General features: G+C 70.8%; 24 protein-coding genes and 1 pseudogene. 8 read left to right on the top strand and 17 right to left on the bottom strand.

Annotated elements, in window-relative coordinates:
- Positions 1-36 precede the first annotated feature (36 nt).
- The 6 genes from ACGF2Y_RS30905 to ACGF2Y_RS30880 all read right to left on the bottom strand — a co-directional run bounded on the left by ACGF2Y_RS30905 (position 37) and on the right by ACGF2Y_RS30880 (position 4,510).
- Positions 37-1,032 (bottom strand): hypothetical protein, encoded by a 996-nt coding sequence (locus ACGF2Y_RS30905; RefSeq protein ID WP_392954323.1) that lies wholly within the window; start codon positions 1,030-1,032, stop codon positions 37-39.
- A 403-nt stretch (positions 1,033-1,435) separates the two neighbouring features.
- Positions 1,436-2,572, bottom strand: coding sequence for a methyltransferase domain-containing protein (locus tag ACGF2Y_RS30900; protein WP_392954321.1), 1,137 nt, complete (start codon positions 2,570-2,572; stop codon positions 1,436-1,438).
- On the bottom strand, positions 2,569-3,570 hold the full coding sequence (locus tag ACGF2Y_RS30895) for an MvdC/MvdD family ATP grasp protein (RefSeq protein WP_392954319.1): 1,002 nt from the start codon (positions 3,568-3,570) through the stop codon (positions 2,569-2,571). Before ACGF2Y_RS30895 ends, ACGF2Y_RS30900 begins: the two co-directional genes overlap by 4 nt.
- Positions 3,570-3,845, bottom strand: a complete 276-nt coding sequence (locus ACGF2Y_RS30890; RefSeq protein WP_392954317.1) for a hypothetical protein — start codon at positions 3,843-3,845, stop codon at positions 3,570-3,572. The genes ACGF2Y_RS30895 and ACGF2Y_RS30890 overlap by 1 nt, the downstream gene beginning before the upstream one ends.
- 12 nt (positions 3,846-3,857) lie before the next feature.
- The gene (locus tag ACGF2Y_RS30885) at positions 3,858-4,094 is read right to left on the bottom strand and encodes a hypothetical protein (RefSeq protein ID WP_392954315.1); all 237 of its coding nucleotides are present in this window, start codon (positions 4,092-4,094) and stop codon (positions 3,858-3,860) included.
- A complete protein-coding gene (locus ACGF2Y_RS30880; RefSeq protein WP_392954313.1) occupies positions 4,088-4,510 on the bottom strand; it encodes an ATP-binding protein in 423 nt (140 codons plus the stop codon). The genes ACGF2Y_RS30885 and ACGF2Y_RS30880 overlap by 7 nt, the downstream gene beginning before the upstream one ends.
- A 138-nt stretch (positions 4,511-4,648) precedes the next feature.
- Here ACGF2Y_RS30880 and ACGF2Y_RS30875 point away from each other — a divergent pair, with 138 nt between their 5' ends.
- Positions 4,649-6,001 carry a transcriptional regulator gene (locus ACGF2Y_RS30875; protein ID WP_392954311.1) on the top strand — a complete coding sequence of 451 codons (1,353 nt, stop codon included), beginning with the start codon at positions 4,649-4,651 and terminating at the stop codon, positions 5,999-6,001.
- A gap of 38 nt (positions 6,002-6,039) precedes the next feature.
- On the opposite strand, the gene ACGF2Y_RS30870 is transcribed toward ACGF2Y_RS30875, so the two are convergent.
- A complete protein-coding gene (locus ACGF2Y_RS30870; RefSeq protein WP_392954309.1) occupies positions 6,040-6,846 on the bottom strand; it encodes a very short patch repair endonuclease in 807 nt (268 codons plus the stop codon).
- Entirely contained in the window at positions 6,843-8,147 is a 1,305-nt protein-coding gene (locus ACGF2Y_RS30865) for a DNA cytosine methyltransferase (protein ID WP_392954307.1), read from the bottom strand. Before ACGF2Y_RS30865 ends, ACGF2Y_RS30870 begins: the two co-directional genes overlap by 4 nt.
- Positions 8,148-8,266: 119 nt before the next feature.
- Between ACGF2Y_RS30865 and ACGF2Y_RS30860 the strand changes: the two genes are divergently transcribed.
- Both ACGF2Y_RS30860 and ACGF2Y_RS30855 read left to right on the top strand, forming a co-directional pair.
- On the top strand, positions 8,267-9,043 hold the full coding sequence (locus ACGF2Y_RS30860; protein WP_392954305.1) for an Eco29kI family restriction endonuclease: 777 nt from the start codon (positions 8,267-8,269) through the stop codon (positions 9,041-9,043).
- Positions 9,044-9,125: 82 nt separating this feature from the next.
- Entirely contained in the window at positions 9,126-9,881 is a 756-nt protein-coding gene (locus ACGF2Y_RS30855) for an Eco29kI family restriction endonuclease (RefSeq protein WP_392954303.1), read from the top strand.
- A gap of 92 nt (positions 9,882-9,973) precedes the next feature.
- Here ACGF2Y_RS30855 and ACGF2Y_RS30850 read toward each other — a convergent pair.
- The 5 genes and pseudogenes from ACGF2Y_RS30850 to ACGF2Y_RS30830 all read right to left on the bottom strand — a co-directional run.
- A pseudogene (locus ACGF2Y_RS30850) lies at positions 9,974-10,428 on the bottom strand (SgcJ/EcaC family oxidoreductase); the annotation flags it as partial.
- Positions 10,429-10,458: 30 nt separating this feature from the next.
- On the bottom strand, positions 10,459-10,770 hold the full coding sequence (locus ACGF2Y_RS30845) for a helix-turn-helix transcriptional regulator (RefSeq protein ID WP_392954301.1): 312 nt from the start codon (positions 10,768-10,770) through the stop codon (positions 10,459-10,461).
- A gap of 39 nt (positions 10,771-10,809) precedes the next feature.
- Positions 10,810-11,469 carry a DUF5063 domain-containing protein gene (locus ACGF2Y_RS30840; protein ID WP_392954299.1) on the bottom strand — a complete coding sequence of 220 codons (660 nt, stop codon included), beginning with the start codon at positions 11,467-11,469 and terminating at the stop codon, positions 10,810-10,812.
- A 95-nt stretch (positions 11,470-11,564) separates the two neighbouring features.
- Complete coding sequence (gene recR / locus ACGF2Y_RS30835) at positions 11,565-12,164, bottom strand: recombination mediator RecR (protein WP_392954297.1); 600 nt, start codon at positions 12,162-12,164, stop codon at positions 11,565-11,567.
- A gap of 91 nt (positions 12,165-12,255) precedes the next feature.
- Positions 12,256-12,600 carry a YbaB/EbfC family nucleoid-associated protein gene (locus ACGF2Y_RS30830; protein WP_392954376.1) on the bottom strand — a complete coding sequence of 115 codons (345 nt, stop codon included), beginning with the start codon at positions 12,598-12,600 and terminating at the stop codon, positions 12,256-12,258.
- A gap of 371 nt (positions 12,601-12,971) precedes the next feature.
- Between ACGF2Y_RS30830 and ACGF2Y_RS30825 the strand changes: the two genes are divergently transcribed.
- Positions 12,972-13,772 (top strand): SLATT domain-containing protein, encoded by an 801-nt coding sequence (locus ACGF2Y_RS30825; protein ID WP_392954295.1) that lies wholly within the window; start codon positions 12,972-12,974, stop codon positions 13,770-13,772.
- A gap of 140 nt (positions 13,773-13,912) precedes the next feature.
- Here the strand turns inward: ACGF2Y_RS30825 and ACGF2Y_RS30820 are convergent, their stop codons facing one another.
- The 3 genes from ACGF2Y_RS30820 to ACGF2Y_RS30810 all read right to left on the bottom strand — a co-directional run bounded on the left by ACGF2Y_RS30820 (position 13,913) and on the right by ACGF2Y_RS30810 (position 17,077).
- Positions 13,913-14,563 (bottom strand): hypothetical protein, encoded by a 651-nt coding sequence (locus tag ACGF2Y_RS30820; RefSeq protein ID WP_392954293.1) that lies wholly within the window; start codon positions 14,561-14,563, stop codon positions 13,913-13,915.
- Between the two features lie 131 nt (positions 14,564-14,694).
- Positions 14,695-15,399 carry a GntR family transcriptional regulator gene (locus ACGF2Y_RS30815; protein WP_392954291.1) on the bottom strand — a complete coding sequence of 235 codons (705 nt, stop codon included), beginning with the start codon at positions 15,397-15,399 and terminating at the stop codon, positions 14,695-14,697.
- A 295-nt stretch (positions 15,400-15,694) separates the two neighbouring features.
- Positions 15,695-17,077 carry an aspartate aminotransferase family protein gene (locus tag ACGF2Y_RS30810; RefSeq protein ID WP_392954289.1) on the bottom strand — a complete coding sequence of 461 codons (1,383 nt, stop codon included), beginning with the start codon at positions 17,075-17,077 and terminating at the stop codon, positions 15,695-15,697.
- A 574-nt stretch (positions 17,078-17,651) separates the two neighbouring features.
- Between ACGF2Y_RS30810 and ACGF2Y_RS30805 the strand changes: the two genes are divergently transcribed.
- From ACGF2Y_RS30805 to ACGF2Y_RS30795, 3 genes are all read left to right on the top strand, one after another.
- On the top strand, positions 17,652-19,439 hold the full coding sequence (locus ACGF2Y_RS30805; protein ID WP_392954287.1) for a serine/threonine-protein kinase: 1,788 nt from the start codon (positions 17,652-17,654) through the stop codon (positions 19,437-19,439).
- 223 nt (positions 19,440-19,662) lie between these two features.
- Positions 19,663-20,616, top strand: a complete 954-nt coding sequence (locus tag ACGF2Y_RS30800; RefSeq protein WP_392954285.1) for an aldo/keto reductase — start codon at positions 19,663-19,665, stop codon at positions 20,614-20,616.
- 77 nt (positions 20,617-20,693) lie between these two features.
- Positions 20,694-21,968, top strand: coding sequence for a serine hydrolase domain-containing protein (locus tag ACGF2Y_RS30795; protein WP_392954283.1), 1,275 nt, complete (start codon positions 20,694-20,696; stop codon positions 21,966-21,968).
- A 45-nt stretch (positions 21,969-22,013) separates the two neighbouring features.
- Here the strand turns inward: ACGF2Y_RS30795 and ACGF2Y_RS30790 are convergent, their stop codons facing one another.
- On the bottom strand, positions 22,014-22,814 hold the full coding sequence (locus tag ACGF2Y_RS30790; RefSeq protein WP_392954281.1) for a TetR family transcriptional regulator: 801 nt from the start codon (positions 22,812-22,814) through the stop codon (positions 22,014-22,016).
- A gap of 111 nt (positions 22,815-22,925) precedes the next feature.
- On the opposite strand from ACGF2Y_RS30790, the gene ACGF2Y_RS30785 reads away from it, so the two are divergent.
- Positions 22,926-24,044, top strand: coding sequence for an IS701 family transposase (locus ACGF2Y_RS30785; RefSeq protein ID WP_392954279.1), 1,119 nt, complete (start codon positions 22,926-22,928; stop codon positions 24,042-24,044).
- Positions 24,045-24,076: the final 32 nt, after the last annotated feature.

The following is a 24,076-nucleotide window of genomic DNA, read 5'->3' as shown; positions in this document are numbered from 1 at the left end:
GCCTCCATGGTGCCCCGACCGGGATGTCCCGCACGCTCACCGGCGCGGCCTCGGGGCCGGAAGGACCGGGCGCACCGTGGCCGAGCGGAGTTCGGCCATGCGGGCGGCGACGTCGACCTCGGCGCGCGGCCGGGCCAGGAAGGTGTCCGGTACGTCGCCGGTCAGGCCGGCCGCCTCGTCGCGCGCGATCTGAGCGCGGCAGTCGCGGCAGACGCCGTGGTCCAGCGTGGTCGTCGTCTCGTCCTCGTCGCAGAACAGGCACATCATCACGACGCTCACGACCTGCTCGCTCGGGTGGTCCTTCTCCGGCCGGGGGGCGGGGTTCGGCGGCATCTTGGTCTCCAGTCGCTTACGAAGGAAATGCCCGGCGGAGTGCACGGGCGTCGGCAGGCCCGACGTCAGGACCCGGGTGAGCTGCTCGCGGCCGACGCCGCGCGCCAGCCACTCCCCGACCAGGTGTTCCAGCTCCACGCAGTCGCCCTCGGCGAGCTGGAGCCGGGGCTCGCGGACGCCGAGCCCGGCGAGGATGTCGTACGCCTCCGAGCGCGGGGCCCGGACGCCGGGCTCGGGCTCTTCGACCGTTTCCGCGGCGGCGGAAGTGGCAGCGGGCGCCGGGGGCTGGCCCGGCGCGTCCATGCCCCGGACGAACCGCACATGGGCGGCCCACCAGTCGGCGTCACGGGCGGTCCGGGAGAAGTACGTACGCGTCACCCAGCGCATCTGGCCGTCGGCCACGGTGACATGGACCTTGATGCGCCGCAGATGTCCGGCCCGGGTCAGCCGGTCCAGCGCGCTGCGACACGCCTGCTGACCGTAGTCCGGCAGTTCCTCGGCGAGCACTTTGTAGCCGATCGCCGCGCCTTCGGGGAGCCGGTCGACGTACGCGGCGACGGCCGCCTCGCGCGGCTCCAGGCCGGCGAAGTCGTCGGCGCGGGGCGGGGCCTGGTCGGGGGCGTGGCGCTTTCCGTACCCGGCTTTCGCCATGGGGTGGGCGGGCGCGCGCAGGGCGGCACTAAGGTTGGCAGAAGCCATGGGGATCGAGCCTTTCTAGCAGGCGATCTCTTACGGTCAGACCCCGGTCGGTGTTGCGAGCACCACCGGGGTTGTCCGTTTTACGGATAGTGGGTTGCTCATCGCGAACCTAGAGCGCGCTAACGCTCCGGCGCAACTCGGTCACCAAACGTCACTCCTGGTCGAATTCGCGCAGCCCGCAGCGCAGTTCGGAACCTGGTGGGAAAGACAGGGAGGGTGGGTGGGTTGAACCCCACCACCCATTCCTACAAGAGAGAGCTCGGGGCCCGACGCTCGTGACTCGGGGCTTGAGCCTCGGGGCTTGCGACTCGGGGCTTGAGCCTCGGGGCTTGAGCCTCGGGCGGACCTGCGGAGACGTCGGCCGCCGGGTGCTTGCTCTTGAACGTGTGGTGTCGCGACTCGGCTATGTGCGGAGGTCCCAGCTCGGGCCGTCCGAGAAGTCGAGCCATACGCGCTGGGCATCGTTGTCGACGGTGAGGCCGTAGCGCTCGGGGCCGGGCTCTTCGTGCTCGGTGAAGACGCGGTGCGCGTCTTCGAGCCGGGACCACAGGGAGCGGGGGCCGGCCTCGCTCACGGTGCCGTCGGCGTGGAGGCTGGCGATCGCGCCATCGGCGGACCAGACGCGGACAGCGGTCGGCTTCTTGTCCTCGTCGAGGTCGTACTGCCAGTCGAGGTCGGGCTCGACGATGCTCAGCAGGAAGCGGTACGCGTTGTTGGCAACTGCGGCGGCGGGTACGTCCGTGAGGCGGCCCTCGCCGGTGGGAAGCTCGGGCCGCCGCGTCGGGACGCCGTCACCGGCGGCGCGTCGCAGCGGCATGAAGTAGGCGCCCCCGGGGAGGAACCGGCCCTCGGCTCTGAGGGGGCCAGTGCGGAGGATGCGGACCAAGGCGTTGCCGAGCGGGGCGAGGATCTGGCCTGCGCCGCTGCCGGTGACGGCGCCATCGGCGAGTTGGCGTACCCATGCGGGCGGTACGGAGTCGATGCGGCAGGTGGCGATGATGCGGTCGTACGGAGCGAGTTCCGCGTGTCCGTACGCGCCGTCGGCGAGAACGACACGCGGTTCGTATCCGGCTTCGGCGAGACGAGCGCGCGCTGCGGTGATGAGTTCGGGCTCGGTGTCGACGGTGGTCACGAAGTGGCTGCCGAGGCGGTGCGCGAGGAGTGCGGCGTTGTAGCCGGTCCCGGTGCCGATCTCCAGCGCCTTCATGCCGACACCGTCCTCGACCCGCAATGCCTCCAGCATCGTCGCCATGATCGAAGGCTGAGAGCTCGACGAGGTCGCCGCGCCGTCGGTGCGGTGCGTGACCAAGGCTCGGTCCTCGTGCACGGCGTCGAACCACTGGTCGCGCGTCTCAGCGTCGTCCGCAGAGATTTTGCGGCCAGTGTGGTCGTAGAAGTAGGGGACGAATACGTGCCGGGGCACTCTCTCGAACGCGGCTTGCCAGTCGGAGTCGGTCACGTCGCCTGAGTCGACCAGGGCTTGGGCGAGTTTGGCGCGTCCGACGGCGGCGGCCTGGGCGAGGTCGGGATCGGTGGTCACGGGGTGCCTTCCTCCAGTAGATCGGCGAGAGCGTGGGTGATGGCCTCACGGGTGAGGTCGATCCATGCCCATTGCCCGCCGGGGTTCACGTCGATCAGGTAGTGCGTGCCGGTGGTGTCGACGATGAGGTCGAGCGCGGCGTAGACCAGGCCGAGGTCGCGCAGCAGGGCGCGTATGCCGTGGGCGACGTCGCTCGGGAGCTCGGCGGGTGTGTAGGCGAGTGTCGACGAGTCGCGGCGCCAGTCGAGGCGGGCGGGGCCTTCTGGTGCGTGGACGGCGACGGGAAAGAGCTGCCCAGCGACGGCGGTGACGCGCACCTCGTACGCCTTGTCGGTGATCTCGCGCTGGAACAGGTGGGCGGTGAGCCCGATGCGCGGGTCGCTGAACTGTTCGGACGGGACGCGACGGGTATAGAGCTGCCCGCGCTTGCCGTCCTCGGTGTGGACGATGCTGCCAAACACCTTGGTCACGATGCGCCCGCCGCACTTGGCGGCGAACGGGGCGACGGCGCCCGGGTCGTTCGTGATCAGCGTCTCCGGGACGCGGAGCCCGGCCTCGGCCGCGACGGCGAGCTGTGCGGGCTTCGTGCAATCGGCGTTCCGCTCCGGGCGGTTGACCCACAGCACGTCGGGGAGCGAGCCGAGCACACCCGGGAGCGCGCACTTGGCCTGCGACGCGGCGAAGCGTCGTTCGGGGTCGCTCATGGTGTCGGGGAAGGAGTACATGGTGGGTTTGCGCCACCACACCGATCGGACCTCGGACAGGTCGACGCCGCGCAGCTGGTCGTACATTCGCCCGTGCCATCGGCCATCGGGCCGTAACTCGGCGGTGAGCGTCGACCGGCTGGGGAAGTCGGCCAGGTCCGTACGCCAGAACGGCACGCCACGCTCGCCCAGCTCGCGCAACAGGAAGTCGGCGGTGGGGTCGAGTGCGTAGGTGATGACGAGCACGCGAGGCGCCACCGCGCCGCGCGTGCTCTGCCCATGGGTGGGGGTCATCAGTCGTCGTTCTGGTCGGTGTCGATGGCGATGGCGTCCCTGCCGTCCGACTCGGTGTTGCACGACGTACCGGCCATTGCCTCGATGTTGATGGCGATAGCGCCTTCGACCAGCGAGAGCTGCGAGTCCGGATCGACCGAGACCGCAGGCTGCCGGCCGACGGGGACGGGGGTGGTCAGGGCGTCCAGTCCGAAGGGCCGGGTGGCCAGGGGGCCGGCGGGCTGGGAGCGGGTCACGTGCGAGAGGGTCGGGACGCGGTCAACGAGTACGGACATCACTGTCGCCTTTCACTGGTCGATGGTGCTCGGGATGGTGCGGTAACCCCCCGCCGGGCCGCCCTGGGGCAGCGGGGCGGAAGCTCTGAGGAGGGGGCGGCGCGGGTCTTGACGAAGTGCGCCCAAGGACGGGTGCGCGATCAGGGGGAAGGCGACGTGGCCGACCTTCGTGGGATCGATCCAGAACCTTGCGGCTACCGGGGCGAGCAGTCCGGCGCTCGGCGCGATCATGCCGGGCTGTGTCAGCATGCGATCACTCCCGACGCTGGTTCCTGCCGGGTCTCGATCTTGAACTCGGTCCATACGGTCTTGCCGCTCGGAACGTGCGGCTGCACACCCCATTCGTCGGCGAGGGCATCCACGAGTAACAACCCTCGTCCGGACACGTCCTCGGCATCCGGGCAGTTGATATGGGGAAGGCGACCGGACTGGTCATGGACCTCGACGCGCAGGCGGCCGTCGATGAGGGATGCCGCGACGAGGAAGTACCCGCCTTGCGGGACCGCGTGCCGAATCACGTTCGTCGTGAGTTCCGAGAGGCAGAGCAGGGCGTCGTCGGAACGGTCGATGATGTCCCACTGGCTCAGCACATGGCGTAAGAATGAACGCGCCTCGGGCACCGCGACATCGGCTCGGAAGAACCTGCGCTCCGCTGGTTTTGGCATCTGAGCGCAACTCCCTTGCCTACACGGATGGTTCGTTCATCCAGGCAACCTCCAGGGCGCGTCCGGGGGTACCGTCGGAAGGGGTGGCAAGGGGTGGCACTTGAACAACCGGCCGCAGCGAAGGGGCAGGAACTCAACATGACGTCACCGAACACAGACCTCGCACGTTGGCTTGAGCGCTCCGGCATGAGTAACAAGGAATTGGCTCGCCGCATCAAAGCCGCAGCTCAGGCATGGGGTCAGCCGCACATCCAGACGGATGCCACGGCAGTGAGGCGCTGGCTGGCCGGCCTCCAGCCACGGCCTCCGGTGCCGGAGATCATCGCCGACGTGATCTCCGCGAGCGTCGGATTTCGGGTCACCACGTACGACCTCGGCTTCGCCGAGGGCGGCACCGCGGATCGTTCGCTCGCCTACAACTCCTCTTTCGCCGTTACGGTGGAAGCCGTTGCCGACTTGGGGAGAGCGGACGTGGATCGTCGAAAGTTCCTGGCAGCGGCACCTTTCGCCGCAGTCGCAGCCGTTGGGCCCTCGCGCGACTGGCTGCTCAACACCATTGATCAGCACCCGGATCCCGGCCCGCGCGTACGCCTTGAAGACGTCACCGCAGTGAAGAACATGTTCGGCGAGTTCCAGAAGATGGACGTACTCCAGGGCGGCGGCTCGGGCCGTCTCATCCTCGCCGAGTACATGAACCAGCACGTCTACCCGCTGCTGCGCCGAGCGCATTCGGACGCGGTGCGGCGGGCTCTGTGCGAAGCGGCGGCCGAGCAGACGTATCTCCTCGGATGGATGGCGTACGACACCGGAGAACATGGCACGGCCCAGCGGTACTTGATCCAGTCGCTGCGCCTGGCGGAGGAGTCGAGGAACGCGGCGCTCGGCGCTCACGTCCTCGCGGGTATGGCCGACCAGGCGACGCTGCTCGGCGACCCGGCGGAGGGCCGGCGGCTTGCCCAGGCCGGCCGCGCCGGGCTGGGCAAGAACACCTCCCCCGCTTGCCTCGCCGATCTGTGGGCCCTGGAGGCTCGTGCGCTGGCGAAGCTCGGTGACAAGTCCGACGCGGCTCGGGCTGTGACGCAGTCCGAGACGGCGTACGGACGCGTACGGCTGGAGGACGAGCAGGAGTGGGCGGCGTTCATCGACCCCGCGTACCTCCATGGCGAGCACGCGAACACCTTCCGGGACCTCGGGCAGGCCGAGACCGCCGAGCGGCACGCGCGCCAGTCGATCGACCACGCCCGCAAGCAGCGTCGCGCCCGCCGGGGTGCCATGTCGCAGGCCGCACTCGCTGTATCCCACTTGCAGCGGCGTGACCTTGAGGCGGCCCACTCCGCAGGGCTGCGGACACTCTCGCTGTCGCGGCAGGTCAAGAGTTCGCGGTGCGTCGAGGCCGTGCAGGACTTGCAGCGACGTATGGAGCCGTTCGGGACGCATCGCCTGGTGGCCGACTTCAACGAACGGGCGCGCGAGCTGGTCGCCGCGGCGTAACGACCTCACCTCATCGACAAAGGCGCCCCGCCTCGGCATCAGCCGCGGTGGGGCGCGGTGCGTGACGACTCTCCGAGCCGGGATCCGACGATGCCTCTGATCCTGTCGGCGGCCGCTTCGGGGTCTTCGTGTTCCCAAACACGCACGACGGCCCAGCCTTGCGCGCTGAGGGACGCGTTCGTGTCGGCGTCGCGGGCCCGGTTTCCCGCGATCTTCTCCTGCCAGAACTCGGCTCGCTTGGTAGCGGGTCGGTGGTGCTCGGGGCAGCCGTGCCAGTAGCAGCCGTCGACGAACACGGCCACGCGGGCCTTAGTGAACACGACGTCGGCCGTTCGCCTGAGATCACGCACGGGCCTCACCGACACCCGGTATCGAAGTCCCTTGCGATGAAGGGCGGAGCGCAGGAGCAATTCGGGCTTAGTGTCGCGCCCCTTGTTCGCCACCATGACCGCGCGGGTAGCCGGCGAGGACGCCTGAGACTCCGGAGGCACGACCTCGTCAGTGGCCTGTCCGGCCGCGTGTGCCATAGACCACGCCAGTGCCAGATTCGCGGCGCGCGTGGCCGCGTCCACCTCGCCCACATACTTCTCGCGGGTGCCGCCGTCCTGCGACCATCGCAGGTAGGCACGGATGCGACGGGTGCTGCGATAGAGGCGGAGCGCGATCGACGCGCGCGCGTATCGACCGTCGCCGATATCGACAGCTCGCGCGTGCCGTCCGCCGGCGGCACGGTCCTGCTCGGCGACTCGGGACGCCCTGTTCACTCCTGGTCGTGACTTCCACGCGCGATCAGGAGGCATCTGGTCGTTCCAGCGCCTCTGCCGATCACTCGGGGCTTCGGTCACTTCCGCTTCTCCGGGTCCTCCAGGGCTCCAACGGCTGTGAGGGCCGTGGCAACAGCCTTCGCGAATGCCTCGCCGAGCTTGACCGGGACGGCGTTGCCCAACTGCCGCATCTTCTCTCCACGTGGACCGTCGAGGATCCAACGGTCCGGGAAGGTCATGACTCGGGCAGTCTCGCGGACGGTCATGTAGCGGTACCCGGTGCCACCGAAGTCGATTTCGTCCAGCTGCATGACGGATTCCCCACCCGGGACGCCGTGCACACCAGCCTTAACAGTCTTCGCCGGGCGGTCCAGCAGATTCGGAGTGTGACCGGCGTAGGTACGGGCACCAGGCCACCCGATGTGGTCCTCGATGCCGCCCACTTTGAGCTTGTCCTTGACCGCTTCCTCCGACACTCGGGGGAGCGGCTTCCCCTCGTTCTCGTCGATGCCCGCGATCGCGTCTCGCAGCGTGCGCCATGGCGGCAGCTTGAGCTTGGCCTTGACGTCCTCGTTCTCGTAGTCGAGTTCGCGAAGGTTCTCGATGACGCGCTTACGGACCTCGGCGGGCACCTTCTTGTGCCGCTCCCGCCAGTAGGGTCCGCCCTCGCGCATTGAATGGATCATGGACTCCTCGGAGTGGCTCTGCTTGGGCTTGAATTCTTCCCAGTCCACATCCAGATCGGCACGGAAGGCGACGATCACCACCCTCTGCCGAATCTGAGGCACCCCGTAGTCAGCCGCGTTGACCGACATCTCCGTGACGACGTAGCGCTCCGAAGGGTCAACCGAGTCGTTCGCGATCATCTTCTCAAGGAGCTCGTTGTGCTCCTCCCACGTCGCGTCTTCCTCCCGCTCCGCGAACGGCAGACGCATCTCATTCAGGATGTAGTCGAAGTACGGCTTGAACGACGGCCGAAGCAGACCGCGCACGTTCTCGCAGATGACAGCCTTGGGCCGCAGCTCCCGAATCGCACGAAACATCTGCGGGAACATGTTCCGTTCGTCTTCCATGCCCTTGTGGGCGCCCCCCAGGCTGAACGGCTGGCACGGCGGCCCACCGGCGAGGACATCAACCTCGTCCGTCACCACGTCCGCGAACTTGATGTCCCGGACGTCCCCTGGGATGAGCGGCCAGGGCATATCCGGCCGGTCGGACTCAGGCGGATTGGTCTCCAACGTCTTGCACGCCCGCTTGGCGTACTCGTTCACCAGGAGCGGCCGGAAACCGGCCTTGTGCACAGCCATCGCGAGCCCCCCGCCGCCGGCGAACAGCTCGACACACGTTCCCACCTCTTGGCGGTCTTCTCGCAGTTCAGACATAGGCAAAGCATACCGCGGAGTTGGTGATCTTCCACCCTCCTTGAGGAAGTTACGCAACGTGTTCACCAGGTTCACCGGATAGGGTGAAGTTGATCACTCCGCGGAAGGAAGCCGGTTACATGCCTCTGGAGAACCACGCCGAGTTCAAGCTGAGCATCACGAAGGCGCTCGGCGACCAGCTGGCGGCCGCCCTTGAAGACCTCGTTCCCGCCCCGCTCACGCTTGAGAACATCAACGCTCTCCGTCCGCTGCCTGGCGTCTACCAGCTCCGCAAGGGCGAGGAGCTGGTCTACGTCGGCAAGGCAGACCGATCTCTGCCCAAGCGCGTGGAGAAACACTTCCGGAAGATCTCGGGCCGAACGAACATCGACATAGCCGAGATGAGCTTCACCTGCCTCTACGTCGACGAGGACTTCGGTGCCGTGGCTCCGGAGCGACTGTTGATCAACAGTCACCGGATGCGTGGTGAGGTCCCGTGGAACTACAACGGGTTCGGAAACAACGACCCCGGCAAAAGGCGAGACACGACTGAGGTGGACGAAGGACACTTCGACCGGGACTATCCGATTGATCTCGATTTCAAGTGCGTTGAAAGGCCTCTGGGTCCCACACGGCTGGACGGATCCGTATCGCTCAGCTCGCTGCTTCAGGCCGCCAAGCAAGAGCTTCCGTACGTCTTTCGTTACGAGTCGTCCAAGGCGTTCGAAGACATCTACGTGTCGTACCCGGAGCCACCTCTCACCGCTCACGACGTGCTGATGTCGGTCTCGGAGTCCCTGCCGCCGGGCTGGCAGATCACCGCACTGCCTGGATACGTGATCATGTATCCCAAGGTCGAGGAGTACCCCAGCGCGAGTCGCTACTACCGGGGCCCTGACGTCATAGACGTCTTCTGACGGTCGCCCCTTCCCTTCGCCCCTGAGCACAGGCGCCCTCCCGTCTATGAGGCGCTGATCGAAATTCCAACCGGAGGAAAACTTGTCAGCCGCAGCTCCGCCACCACCGGAAGGCGAACAGCCCGCCGCACCAAAGCGCCCGAAGTCTCCGCGCAAGACGAAGAAATGGTTCGCCGACGCTCGGCACTACGAGCCGTACAACCCTCTCGATCTGGACAACCTGGGCCGCAGCGTCGAAGCGGAACTCCTCGCCCGCGCCCCCGAGCCGCTCGGCCAAGTCGGTCCCACCTACGGCAGCGGCGTCTACGCGATCTACTACTGCGGCCCGAACCAGCTCTACGCGCCGATCAGCTCCGAGGAATGCAGGGTTCCGATCTACGTCGGCCAGGCGCGCCCGCAGGGGACGCGGAAGGGCTCTGTGGACGCGAGCGCGGACTCAACGGCGCTCTGGGATCGGATCAAGGACCACAGAGGCTCCATCGAGCAGGTACATGACCTTGCGGTCAATGACTTCCAAGTCCGGTACCTCGTCGCGATTGAGGCGTTCGTCAGCCTGGCCGAGCGCGTGATGATCAGGCAGTACCGCCCTGTCTGGAACAGCATCGTCGACGGCTTCGGCAACCACGATCCAGGCAAGGATCGCCGCAAAACGGGTAAGCGACCGCCCTGGGACGAACTTCATCCTGGTCGCTGGTGGTCCCATCCCCTCAACATGCCGACCCCCAGCCTGACGCCTGCCGACGTGTCCCGCACTCGCGTCGAAGCCCTCTTCGCCGGCGAGCTGTCCACCGACGAGCTGGACGAGATCGAAAGCGGCATCGCAGACGAGGAGGCGTAGACCTCGGGGGCTACACGCCAAAGGGCGCCCTGCCCCAGCAGATGCCGACGCAGGGCGCAACGCGCTACGCGCTACGGGCTACGGGCTACGGGCTACGGGCTACCGAACTGCCATGCCGCGACGAGGACCGCAGCAATAGCGGCCAGTGCGGCGATCGTGGGGAGGGGGCCAGACCCGTCGTCCTTCGCCAGCCCGTAGGCCGGGGTGCCGGGACCGCCTCGGGGTGGGCGGCCATGAGCTCGGAGGGGTCCTCCTGGCCGTGGAAGATCTCGTCCAGGAACGCCCCGTCCCGGGTGGCCGGGCGCTGGCGGATCTTGACGGCGGCGATGTCGGGGCGGACGAAGAGGATCAGGTCGACCGTGTACGTGGCGGTCACCGGGGAGTCCGCCTGCGGGGGCAGCACCTTGCGGGTGAAGGCGCTGATCTCCGGAAGGCCGGTCAGCCGCTTGCCGTGGGCCGTGGTCCAGATGGCGTCCTCGCGGAAGCCGTCGAGGAAGGCGTCGGGTAGCGCGTTCTGCTGGGCGTGCCCCACACCGGCGACGACCGCCCTTCAGACCGCCCCGACCGTTCGATCCCCTCACTCAACGGACGCCTTGGTCCTGGTACCGAGCGCTGCCGCGTAGGTGCGCATGCTCTCCAGGTTGTGGATCTCGCCCCGTTCGATCTGGGAAACCCGCGCCTGCGAAATACCGACGGACTTGGCCACCTGCGCCTGGGTCAGTCCCTGCTCCTCGCGGATCACCCGCAGATGGTGCCCCAGCACGTACGCCTCGGTGGCGGTACGCGCCGCCTGCCTGCGCCCTTCCCGCTCGGCGTCGGTTGCCGCCGGGCGGCCGCGCGCATCCGCTGCTTCACCTCGGCCCAGCCGCTGTGCTCGCTCATCGGACACCTCCGTGGTTCCGGGCCACGCGGGCCCCGCCCCGTACCCCTACTTCACCGGGCGCAGCCCCAGCGGGGCCGCGATCTCCTGGAGCATCACGCGGCCCGCCTCCTCGGCGAGTTCCTCCTCGCCCGGGTCCTGGTCGGTGTCCAGGCCGTCCAGCTCCTCCAGGGGCTGGCCGAGGCGGATGTGGGCGACCAGGGACTGGAGGGCGCGGAGGGTGGCGGAGGCGGTGGAGCCCCAGTTGGAGAAATACGAGAACTGCCACCACCACAGCGCCTCGGCGGTGCGCTCGGCGTCGTAGTGCGCGAGACCGTGACCGAGGTCGGTGACCAGGTCGGCCAGGTCGTCGGAGATCCGGTGCGGGACCGGGGCCTTGCGGGGCTCGTACGGGTCGAAGACCTCGGAGTAGACGTCGATCGGCTCCAGGAGCGCCGCGAACCGCTCGCGCAGTCCGTCCGCGTCCGGCTCGGCGCCGAGGTCCGGTTCGTACCGCTCGTCGGGCAGGACGTCCTCGTACGCGCCGAGGCGGCCGCCCGCGAGCAGGAGCTGCGAGACCTGGAGGAGCAGGACCGGGACGGCCTCTTCCGGCTCGTCGACCTTGGACACCTCGGTGACCGCGACGATGAACGTCTTGATCTGGTCCGCGATCTGGACGGCGAAGTCGCCCGGGTCCTGCGTGACGGAGTTCAGCGTGGCGTCAGACATCGAGGGGACCTCCCGTGGGCGCGGTCACAAACGGTGAAGCGGACGGCGAAGCGGACGGCAGTACGTGCGGGGGCCGGGGGGCTACGGCGGTGGCGTCAGACATCCAGCAGCCGCCTCCCCTCGAAGGCGCGGCCCAGGGTGACCTCGTCGGCGTACTCCAGGTCGCCGCCGACCGGCAGGCCGCTGGCCAGCCGGGTCACCCTGAGTCCCATCGGCTTGACCATCCGCGCCAGGTACGTCGCGGTGGCCTCACCCTCCAGATTGGGGTCGGTCGCGAGGATCAGCTCCGTGATGGAGCCGTCCGCGAGCCGCGCCAGCAGCTCACGGATGCGCAGGTCGTCCGGTCCGACGCCCTCGATGGGGCTGATCGCCCCGCCCAGGACGTGGTAGCGGCCCCGGAACTCGCGCGTCCGCTCGATAGCGACGACGTCCTTGGGCTCCTCGACCACGCAGATGACGCTGCGGTCGCGGCGCGCGTCCCGGCAGATCCCGCACTGCTCCTGCTGCGCGACGTTGCCGCACACGGCGCAGAACCGGACCTTGTCCTTGACCTCCAGGAGGGAGTGCGCGAGCCGGCGTACGTCCGTGGGCTCGGCCTGCAGGATGTGGAAGGCGATCCGCTGCGCGCTCTTGGGACCGACGCCGGGCAGCCTGCCCAGTTCGTCGATGAGGTCCTGAACAACGCCTTCGTACAACGGAACGCCTCTCTTTGCTTCCTGTCTCCGTACCGTAGTGGGTACGGGTCGGTACCAGTAGGCCCTGTGGGCCTGCTCGTAGCCGGTCCGGTCAGAACGGCAGGCCGGGGATGCCGCCCCCGCCGCCCAGGCCCTGCGCCAGCGGGCCGAGCTTCTCCTGCTGGAGCGCCTGCGCGTTCTCGTTGGCCGCCTGGACGGCGGCGACGACGAGGTCGGCGAGCGTCTCGGTGTCCTCCGGGTCCACCGCCTGCGGGTCGATCACCAGGGCACGGAGCTCGCCGGAACCGGTCACGGTGGCCTTCACCAGACCGCCGCCCGCCTGTCCGTCGACCTCGGTCCTGGCCAGTTCCTCCTGGGCCGCCGCGAGATCCTGCTGCATCTTCTGGGCCTGCTGGAGCAGCTGCTGCATATTGGGCTGACCACCACCGGGAATCACGGTCACTCCTGGCATTTCGACGACAAATGTTTCGGTAAGCCGAGCCTACGTGCTCCCCGGTCACCGCGCTCCACCCACCGGGGACCAACTCTTTCGGGTGAGATCGCGGACCCGGCGTGCGGGCTCCTATACCTGACCAGCGGCCCCGCCCAGGCGGGAATCCCGCGATTTCGACCCCACGGCCCACCATTCGGCGGTAGGAAGGGCATGCACATCGGCACACGAGCGCGCATGTGCAGTGACGCAGAGTTACCTCGCGGGGGTCGTCGGTCGTGCGGACCGCCCCGCCCTCTCCGGGCCGGTCGGGTCGGTCGGTCCCGGAAGAGCCCAACGCGTCCGTCCCGTCCGTCAGAGTGCAGAGGAGTGCCCCGGTGAGTCAGCCGGAGATGCAGCCCGAGGGGCCGCCCCGCAAGGAGTCCGACGCGGGATCCGGTGAGGCCGGAGCTGAGCATTCCGCTTCCGGTTCGGGCAGGGAACGCCCCGCCGGGCGCGATCTGACCGGGCGCCCGTTCCCGCTCGGCGACTGGGGCGAGCCGGCCGAGCGGCTCGACGAGCTCTACCGCTGGGTCGAGACCGGCGCCCTGGACACCGCCGACTGGTATCTGAACGACCGGATCCTCAAGCGCCGGGCCGCCAGGGCCCTGCGGACGGGCACCGCCGCCGGGGTGATCGCCGGGGCCGCCCTGCCGCTGCTCGACCTGACCGGCGTGCTGAGCGGCTCGGCGGGCTGGGGCTATCTGTCGCTGCTGCTGGGGGCCGCCTGCATGGCCTGCGACCGGTATTTCGGCCTCACCTCCGGGTGGATAAGGAACCTCGCCACGGCACAGGCCGTGCAACGGCGGCTCCAAGTGCTCCAGTTCGACTGGGCCTCGGAGTGCGTACGGGAGATGCTCGGGCCGACCGAGGGCACGGCCAGCGAGGCCGCCGAGCGGTGCCTGGGGGTGCTGCGGAGGTTCTCCGAGGACATCACCGATCTTGTGCGGTCGGAGACGGCGGACTGGATGGTGGAGTTCCGGGCGGGGCCCGCGCCGATGGGCATGCAGGCCCTGGCGTCGGGGAGCACCGGGGGGCGGGGCGAGCCGGGGACGGCACCGGGGCGGTTCTCGATGCCGTCGGTGGCCGCACGGCCGAACATGCCGCGGCAGCGGCCGCCGGAGTCGCCGCCGCGGTGAGGATCCGGGGGCCGGGGGGTACGGAGGCCGGAGGTATGGGGGCCGGGGGTGCGGGGTGGGGCTTCGGGTCGCTGCCCCTGTACCCCCGGTCCTCAAACGCCGGACAGGCTGACAGCGGGTGCCCCGGCCCGCTCGGGCCTTCAGCTGAAGATGATCATCGAGCCCTGGGCCAGGCTGCGGGTCGCTGCCGCGTGGAGGCCGAGCCAGACATGGCGTTCCCGGGCGAACGGGCTGTCGTCGTAGGGGATCGGGCCCGCCGGTTCCTCCAGGGCGGTGGGACCGGAGGGGGGCTGCGGGGCGGCCGGCGGGTTGGCCGGGTCGATGCCGATGGACGGGGCCACGAACTCCAGCTCCCGCAGCAGCCCGTGCGCGGAGCCCAGCGGGCCGCCGCCCGCCAGGAGCGCGTCGTCGGAGAGCGGGACCGGGAAGTCCACCGGGACGTACGCCCCGGCGTGGTCGTAGTGCCAGACCAGGTGGGACTGCTGCGCACTCTGTTCGAACATCTCCAGGAGCTGTTCGTAGTCGCCGTCGAGACCGGCGACGGGGGCGACGGCGAGGCCGCTCAGCCGGAGCAGGTAGGCGCGGCGCAGGAAGTGCAGGGCGTCGTAGTCGAAACCGGCCACGGGGGCGACGTCCCCGGTGAGGCCCGGCATGTACGCGTAGACGGGGACGGGCGGCAGCCCGGCGTCGTTCAGCGCCTTGTCGTAGACGGCGATCTCTTCGGCGAACGGATTGTCGGGGCTGTGGCACAGCACATCGACGAGGGGGACCAGCCACAGGTCACAGGCCACGAAGTCTCGCTCTCCAACGGGTTCGGGCGATCGTCGGGACAGCGTAATGCGGGGCGAACCTCACGCACAGTGCCCCGGCGCCTCCAGGGACTCGCCCGGAGGCTCCGGGCAAGCCCCTGGAGGCTCCGGGGCTACGGCTGCGGGGGCGGCTGCGGCTGCGGCTGCTCGGGGATGTCCCCTGCGGCCTCCCGCGCCTCCAGCCGGTCCGCCCAGGCGAGCGCGTGCGCGTAGTAGGAGTGCATGGCGGCGTGGACCTGCTCGTGGTCGCACCGGGCGATGGCCTCGACCAGGTCCTCGTGGCCGAACCACAGCACGTTCTCGTCCATGCCGTCGCGGCGCAGCCGGTGCACGGCGAACACCCAGGCCTGGACGCGGAGCCGGGTGAGGAAGTCGGCGAGGTACGGGTTGAGGACGAACTGCCCCAGCTCCCGCCAGAACCGCAGGTCGTACCCGATCAGCACGTCGAGATCGCCGCCCTTCGCCGCGCGGACCGCCTCCGCGGCCCGCCGGCGGATCGGGGCGAGACTCTCGGGCCGGACGGCGACCCGCTCCGCGTGATCGCGGAAGAGGCCCTCGACGACGAGGGCGCGGGCCTCGGCCATCGCCCGGTAGTCGGCGACGGTGAACTCGCGTACCTGAAAGCCGCGGTGCTGGTCGGAGGCGAGGAGTCCCTGTGCGGAGAGGTCGAAGAGCGCCTCGCGGACGGGCGTCGCGGAGACCCCGTACTGCTCGGCGATCTGCTTGACGGTGAACTCCCGGCCCGGCGGAAGACGCCCCGCGAGCACCTCGTCACGCAGCGCGTCGGCGATCTGCTGGCGCAGGGTGTTGCGCGTCACACCTCCGCTCGGACTCATACCGGCCCCCATCCGCACGTCCCGTCTGCCCCTGTCCGCCCCGCTCGCCCCGTTCGCCGGCTGTTTCCGGCCGGGGGGCACCTCTGGTTCGGGTCACCTTAAGCCAGGGCCGCCGCCGTGCCCGATTCCGGGCACGGCGGGGAGGCGTACGGGGTCGATCGTGTACGGAATCGGGTCATCCGGTTACCCGGTGTAGGGGTCGCCGGGTGTGCCGTTACCGGCGTACGGGCCGGTGTGCCGCTGCCCGGCGTACGGGTGCCGGGGCGCCGGGGTGCCGCTACCCGCCCTGCACCGTGTACGCGTCGGCGACACCGAGCGCGACGTCCAGGGCCGCGAGCCCTTCCTTGGCCTCGGCCTCGGAGACGTTGCAGGCCGGGACGGCATGGGTCCGGTTCATGTTGATGAACGGCCACAGCCCCTGCTTCTTCGCCGCCGCGCCGAAGGCCGCCATCGGGGCGTTCGCCTCGCCCGAGGCGTTGTACGGGACGAGCGGCTCGCGGGTCTCCCGGTCGCGGACCAGCTCCAGCGACCAGAACGCGCCGAGACCGCGGACCTCGCCGACCGAGGGGTGGCGTTCGGCGAGTTCGCGCAGGCCGGGGCCGAGGACGCTCTCGCCGATCCGGGCCGCGTGCTCGACGACCTTCTCGTCCTCCATCACGCCGATGGTGGCGACGGCGGCGGCACAGGCCAGCGGGTGCCCGGAGTAGGTGAGGCCGCCGGGGTAGGGGCGGGTCTCGAAGGTGGCGGCGATCTCGGCGCTGATGGCGACGCCGCCGAGCGGTACGTAACCGGAGTTGACGCCCTTGGCGAAGGTCAGCAGGTCCGGCACGACGTCGAAGTGGTCGGCGGCGAACCAGGCGCCGGTGCGGCCGAATCCGGCCATCACCTCGTCGAGCACGAAGACGATCCCGTACCGGTCACAGATCTCGCGGACGCCTGCCAGATAGCCGGGCGGCGGGGTCATGATGCCCGCCGTGCCCGGGATGGTCTCCAGGATGATCGCGGCGATGGTGGACGGACCCTCGAAGGCGAGGGTGTCCTCCAGGTGCTGGAGCACGCGGGCGCACTCCTCGGCCTCGTTCGCCGCATGGAACGGGGAACGGTAGAGGAACGGGGCCCAGAAGCGGACGACGCCCGCCGAGCCGTTGTCGGACGGCCAGCGGCGCGGGTCGCCGGTGAGGTTGATCGCGGTGGAGGTGGCGCCGTGGTACGAGCGGTAGGCGGAGAGCACCTTCGTACGGCCGGTGTGCAGCCGGGCCATGCGGATGGCGTTCTCGACGGCCTCGGCGCCGCCGTTGGTGAAGAAGATCTTGTCCAGGTCGCCGGGGGTGCGCTCGGCGATGAGGCGTGCGGCCTCGGAGCGCGACTCGACGGCGAACGCGGGCGCGAAGGTGGCGAGCCTGCCCGCCTGTTCCTGGATCGCGGCGATCACGGTGGGGTGCTGGTAGCCGATGTTGGTGTAGACGAGCCCGCTGGTGAAGTCGAGGTAGCGGTTGCCGTCGTAGTCCCAGAAATAGGACCCCTCGGCGCCGGCGACGGCGAGCGGGTCGATGAGGCCCTGGGCGGACCAGGAGTGGAACACGTGCGCGCGGTCCGCGGCCTTCACGGCCGCACCGGCCGCGGGGTCGGCGTACGGGGCATGAGGGGCATGAGGGGTCATGCGGCGAGCGTAGGCGCTGGTGGGGGGCCGTCTCCATGGCCATCCTGTACGGCCTGGGGCGGATGGATCGGCAGGGTGTCGGGTCCGGGACCCGCGAGACGGTGCGCGTGCTGGAGCGGTTGTCGGGGCCAGTGACTGACCGCCGGGGGCCGTCCGCCCCGGGCCCGGACCCGGCCCGCCCCAGCCTGCCCGGCCTGTGAGGCCGGGCAGGCTGGGGCCCGGCGTGGTTTCGCGCGGGAACGCTATGCCAGTTGGCGTGTGACCAGGGCGGTGATGCCTTCGATGAGGGGGGCGGGGTCGAGGTCCGGGTCGAGCGTTCGCTGGAGCAGGAAGCCGTCCATCGCCGCGATGAGGTCACCGCCGGTCAGGGTCGTCTACAGGGAATGATCCATCACGCACTCCAGAGTTGCGGAGGCCTGACTCACTGTCCGTATTGGACGGTAGCCCTGGACGGTCGTCCAAACCAAGCGGGGCGGGCGGCGGCGCATACGGATCCCGGCGGGGAGATCCGGGGCGGGGCGGGCGTCGGGGCGCGGCGTTATCCTCGTGCGGGCCGCACGGGAGGAAGCGCACCATGGACAAGCTCGGGTCCGACGACCCGCACCGCATCGGCGCGTACCGTCTCCTCGGCCGCCTCGGCGAAGGCGGCATGGGGCAGGTCTTCCTCGCCCGCTCCGACCGCGGCCGCACCGTCGCCCTCAAGCTCGTCCGCCGCGAGCTCGCCGAGCAGCCCGCGTTCCGCGCCCGCTTCCGCCAGGAGGTCCGCGCCGCGCACCGGGTCGGCGGCGCGTGGACCGCGGCGGTGCTGGACTCCGACACCGAGGCCCCCGTCCCCTGGGTCGCCACCGGTTACGTCGCCGGGCCCTCCCTCCAGCGCGTCGTCTCGGGCCGCCCCGGCGCCCCGGTCGCGGCCTCCGGGGCGTACGGTCCGCTGCCGCCGCGCTGCGTACGGTTCCTGGGGGCCGGGCTCGCCCACGCGCTCCAGCACATCCACGGGGCCGGGCTCATCCACCGGGACCTGAAGCCCTCCAACGTCCTGCTGACCATCGACGGCCCCCGGGTCATCGACTTCGGGATCGCCCGCGCCCTGGAGTCCGTGCCCGACGGCGAACTGACCCGCACCGGGGCCCTGGTCGGCTCGCCCGGCTTCATGGCCCCGGAGCAGGTGCGCGGCGAGCGCGTGACGACCGCGTGCGACGTGTTCTGCCTCGGGGCCGTCCTCGCGTACGCCGCGTCGGGCCGGCTGCCGTTCGGTACGGCGGACAGCGGCGGGGTGCACGCCCTGATGTTCCGGATCGCCCAGGCGGACCCGGACCTGACCGGCGTACCGGAGGAGCTGGCCGACGTCGTCCGGGACTGCCTGGCGAAGGACCCGGCGGCCCGCCCCGGCACCGCCGAGCTCCTGGCCCGCCTGGGCGAGCCGGACACGGACGAACCCTGGCTGCCCGCCACCCTGATCGCCCAGCTCGGCCGCCACGCGGTGGGCTTGCTCGACGCGGAGGAGCCGGGGGACTTGGGGGACCCGGGGGGCTCGGGGACTTCGGACGCTACGCAGGGCCCGCACAGCGCGCACGACCCGCAGGCCCCGCAGCACCCACAGGCGTTCCACCCCGTGCCTGCCGCCCAGAACAACCCCATACCGCCCGCCGCCGCCCCGATACCGGCCCCGGCCCCGGCCGCCGGCACGGAAGCCGCCCCGCCGCCCCACCCGTACGCGCAGCACCACCCGCCCTACGGCCCCGCCGCCCCGCCGTCGGGCTACGGCCACACCGCCGAACAGCCCCTTCCCCCGGCCTACTTCGCGCCCACTCCTCCCCCGCCCGCCCCGGAGCGCCGTTCCGCCGGGGCCACCGCCGCGCTCATCGCCGTCGCCGTGGTCGTGGCGATAGGGGCGGGCGGATCGGTGTACGCGTTCATGAACGGCGATGCCCCGGGGAAAACCGCCTCCCCCGGCCCGGCAGGCGCCGCCGAGCCCGGCGGCGGCGGACGACAGAGCGACGAGGGAGCCGTACCCGAGGACTTCCTGGGAACCTGGTCCGGCTCCCTGTCCGGTGAACAGGGCATCTCTTCACGGACGTTGACCATCCGGCAGGGTGACGTGGGCGATCAGGTCCTCGCCCTCACCGCCGAGGGGCCCCTCGCCTCCGGCTCCACGTACCACTGCGAGTTCACCGCCCCCCTCTCCGGCAGCCCCGCCGGGGACGGCCCGGTCCGCATCGGTCCCTCCACCGTGTCCTCCGGCCGCCCGGCCTCCTCCTGCACACCCGGGAAGCCCACCGAGCTGACCCTGCTCCCGGACGGCAGCCTGCGCCGGTCCACGGCCGGGGCGGGCGAGAGCCTGATCTACACCAAGTCGGACTGACAGCCGCAAGGAACCGCTGCCGGAGAGCGAAGTCGAAGCGGAGCACGGTCCTGCCGTTGCCGATCCGGCCGGCACGCCCCACCCCGCGATCGGATGCGGAGCGTGGTGAACATCCCGAAGTCGTCCGAGGTCGGCAAGTAGCAACGGGATCCTGTGCTTCGACGTCCCGGGCTGTTGCTATGGAGTGGTCGCTTTCCTCTGTGGAGAAGGGAGTTCTCGCAGGATGCGGACCACAACACTGGGCAGGGACGGACCGGTCGTCGGCCGGCTGGGACTGGGGGCCATGGGCCTTTCGTACCGTTACGCCCCGGGCCTGAGAGACCGGACCAAGGCCGTATCGCTGGTGCAGGAGGCGGTGGACCTCGGGGTCAACCTCGTCGAGACGGCCGGCGCCTACGCGGCCGGGGACAACGAGCGGCTGATCGGTGAGGCCATTCGCGGCCGCCGGGACGAGGTCGTGCTGTGTACCGGCGGCGGGCTGCTCGGCGACGCGGACGGTGCGCTGCGGCCCGCGGGCGGTCCGCAGGCGCTGAGGGACGCGGTGGACGAGAGCCTGCGCCGGCTGCACGTCGACCACATCGACCTCTATCTGCTGCGCCGCGTCGATCCCGGCGTGCCGCTGGAGGAGAGCTGGGGTGCGCTGGCCGAGCAGGTCTGGGCGGGAAAGATCCGCATGCTGGGGCTGCCCGTCGTCTCCGTGCAGGAGGCCCGCGACGCCGAAGCCGTGCACGAGGCGGCGGCGATGGCGGCCGAGGTGTCGCTGTTCACGCGCTGCGGTCTCGACGACGTCGTGCCGTACGCGGTGGAGCGCAGGATCGCGCTGCTGGCGGGCGCCCCGCTCGGCCGCGGCCTGCTGGCCGGCACGCTGTCCCGCTCGGACGACCTGCCCCTGGACGACTGGCGGCGCACCCAGCCCCGCTTCGCCCCGCGCGCCATCCGCCACAACTTCGCTCTCACGCAGGCCGTCGCCCACGTGGCCGCCCGGCACGGGGCCACCCCGGCGCAGGTCGCCCTGGCGTGGCTGCTCCGGCTCGGCGATCACGTGGTGCCGCTGCCCGGCACGAGGGCGTCGTACCACCTCGCGGAGAACCTCGGCGGGGACCGGATCCGCCTGACCGAGCAGGACCTGACCGACCTGGAGTTCCTCCCCTACCCGGCGGGCGCCCCCGAGGTGTGAGCCGGACCCGGCTCCCGCCTCGCACCGCGCACCGCGCACCGCTGCAACCGACTCCCCACCTCTTCTGGAGTTCTGACATGACGACCTCTCTGGTACGGCAGGTCCTCCCGAGGCCACGGCCGCGGGCGGCGACGGCCGACGTCCACGGAACCACCGCGCCCGGGTTCTCCTCCGTGCGCCACTTCTTCGAGAGAGCCTGCAGAGAAGCGGGTCCGCCCGGCTCCCAGGGAGCCGCGCTCGCGGTCGTACGGGACGGTGAACTGGTCGTCGACCTGTGGCACGGCACCGCCGACCCGGTCACCGGAGCGCAGTGGACCGGCGACACCCTGGAGCCGGTGCTGACGGGCTCCCACGGGATCCTGGCCACTGCGGTCCTGCTGCTCGCCGACATGGGCGCGCTCGAACTGGACCGGCCAGTCGCCGACTACTGGCCGGAGTTCGCGACGCGCGGCAAGGGCGCGGTGACGCTGCGGGACGTGCTGACGTTCACCGCCCGCCTCCCGGGCATGGCGGCGGACCTCGACCAGCGGGACATCGAGAACCCGCACATGATGGCCGCGCTGCTCGAACTGCACAGTCTGGAGGAGGACCCCCGGGCCGGCGGTGTGCTGCACGGCCCGTGGGCCGCCGGGTGGATCGCCGCCGAGGTGATCCGCCGGGTCGACGGCCGCGATCTCGATCTGTTCTTCCTGGAGGAGATCGCGGGCCCGCTGGGTCTCGACGTCCATTTCGGCCTCGTACCCGACCAACTGCCGCAGGCCGCCCGTATCTCGTACGACGCGGACTTCCGCGCCCGCTTCCCGGCGCTGGACGGCGGAACGGGCAACGGCCGGACGGCCGGCAGCGGGACGGGCGACAGCGGGGCGGACCTCTTCGGGCGGGTGTGGAACAACCCGTCACCGTTCCCCGCGGACGCCGGGGTGTGGAGCGAGAGCCGGCGGCGCTACGCGCTCATCCCCTCACTGGGGGCGTACGCGTCGGCCCGCGGTCTCGCCCGGCTCCAGGGCGTCCTGGCCGCGGACGCCGTACGGGCCCCGGGCGAGGAGCCGCTGCTGTTGTCGCGCCGCACGCTCGACCAGGCGCGGAGCTTCTGGGTCGAGGGTCTGGATCCGCTGCTCGGCGGGATCAGCGCGTACGGCGAGGGCGGCCTCCAGCTCCTCGACGAGGGCCTCCACCCGGCCGTCCGCTCCGGCGCCTTCGGCCACCAGGGTCCCGGCGGAATCGCCTACCAGGCCTGGCCGCAGGCCAGGGCCGGGGCCGCCTGGGTCCGCAGCCGGCTGACGGCGGACCCGGGCGCGCAGGTCCTGGACGAGGTGGCGGGCGCGGTGGCTCGGGCGCTGCGGACCGCCTGAGCCACGGCCGGAACGGGATGGGATGGGATGGGCCGGAGCCCGGCTTCAGGCGGGTTCCGCCCCGCGCCCGGGTAAGCCCGTCGCGGTCTCCCCGCCCGTCGCGGTTTCCTCGTCCGTCGCGGTTCCCCCACCCATGGCCGCTTCGCGGCCCGTAGCCGCGTCCCCGTCCGTCGCAACTTCCTGGCCCGTGGCCGCTTCCTGGCCCGTGGCCGCTTCCCGGCCCGGGGCCGCTTCCCCGCCCGGGGCCGCTTCTCCACCCATGGCCGCTTCCCCGCCCGGCGGGTCGGCAGCGAGACCGTGCAGGACGACGTCCCAGACCGAGTCCCACACCGAGTCCCAGGCCGGGTTCCGGGTCGCGTCGTGAGCGGCCATGGCCCCCTCCGCCAGGTGCGCGAGCAGGGCCACGGCGTCCTCGGGAGACACACCGGGACGGAGCCGGTCCGTGGCATGGGCCCGGTCGAGCAGACCACGGAGCACCGGCAGCCAGACCTCGGCCAGCGGCGGTACGCCCTCGGGACGGTCGGCCTCCAGACGGCGCGCCGCGCGGACGAAGGGGTCCTCGTCCGCCAGCCGGGCCAGCGCACCGATCAGCGTGCGCAGTTCCCGCAACGGGTCGGCGGCGGACGCGAGTTCTTCCATGCAGCGCCCGAAGCGGTCGCGCCCGACCCTGCGCACCTCCTCGGCCAGAGTGATCTTCGTCCGGAAGTGGAAGGTCAGAGCGCCGATCGAGGTCGCCGCCCGCCAGACCACCTGCTGCAGGGAGACGCCCTCATAGCCTCTCTCGGCGAACTCATCAGCAGCCGCTTCCAACACGGCCTGGCGCGTCCTGGCCGCCCGTTCCTGCATGCGCCTTCTCCTTGGACCTCGGCAAGTAGTCGTGCTCTGTGAAAGAAATATAACGAACATTCTCTATGTTTGTTAGTCTGCTCAGCGACGCTCACCTGGGAGGGACCTGCAGTGACGACGACGTACGAGACGCCCGACATGGCGACGGGCCGGCCGCCGGGCGATCTGTCCCGGCTCCTGTTCGGCCACCTGCACCGCTCCGACCAGCAGCGTTGGGGGCATGTGTATCTCCAGGGGCTCCTGCGGACGCACGGCAAGAAGACCGTGCGCCGGATGGCGGCCGTCGTGACCGGCTCGGAGGCGGCGTCGGTGTCGCTGCACCAGTTCGTCAACGCCAGCCCGTGGGAGTGGGCCCCGGCACGCGGCGAACTGGCCCGCTGGGCCGCCCGCTCACTGCCGGTACGGGCCTGGACCCTGGCGCCCGCGGTGCTGCCCAAGCGCGGAAACTGCTCGGCCGGAGTGCACCAGCGCTTCCTCCCGGATGCCGGGCGCACCGTCAACTGCCAACTGGGCCTCGGCCTGTTCCTGGACGCCGGACAGGCGCACCTGCCCGTCGACTGGCGGCTCTTCCTGCCTCCTCGATTCACCCGCGACGAGGCGGTGCGCGACCGGGCGAAGATCCCCGCGACGACCACGGCCCAGCCGCTGTGGGAGCACGCGCTGTGCCTGGTCCAGGAGATGGCGTCACGGTCGAACGGGCAGACGGCGCCCGTGGTGGCCGACCTGACGTCCCTGTGCGACGTCGCACCACTGGCGCGGCGGCTGCACGGCGGCGGGCACGCCTTCGTCCTCGCCATCCCGGGCCAGACCGCCCTCTCCGGACCTGAACTGCCGCCCGGCGAACGGGAGTCGGCACGCGGCCTGCTGCTGCGCCGGGGTGTGCGGCACCCGGCGGGGCCGGGCCGGCAGGTCGTCTCGTGCGACGCGCCGGTACACGGGCTGCGCCCGGACGGTGAGCCCAGCCACGGGGCGGGCCGGCTGATGGCCGAGTGGGACACGAGCGGCGGGCGCCCGGGGCGGATCTGGCTGACGAACATCACCGACCGCCACCCGGCCGAACTGCTGGAGCTGGCCCATTCGCCCGCGGGCGCGCTGGACGCGACCCGTCGCATGGGCGAGGACTTCGGCCTCCTCGACTTCGAGGGCCGCTCCTTCCCCGGCTGGCACCGGCACATGACACTCGTCTCGGCCGCCTACGCCTCCAGCACCCTGGAGGGCATGGCACCCTAACCATATTGTTTGCTTATACAAGTATATAGCGA

Origin of the sequence: Streptomyces sp. NPDC048142 (assembly GCF_043202835.1) — a bacterium.
In the GTDB taxonomy this organism is placed as follows: Bacteria; Actinomycetota; Actinomycetes; order Streptomycetales; family Streptomycetaceae; genus Streptomyces.
The sequence above is the reverse complement of the archived record's forward strand: the minus strand, read 5'-3'. Positions and strand labels throughout refer to the sequence as shown.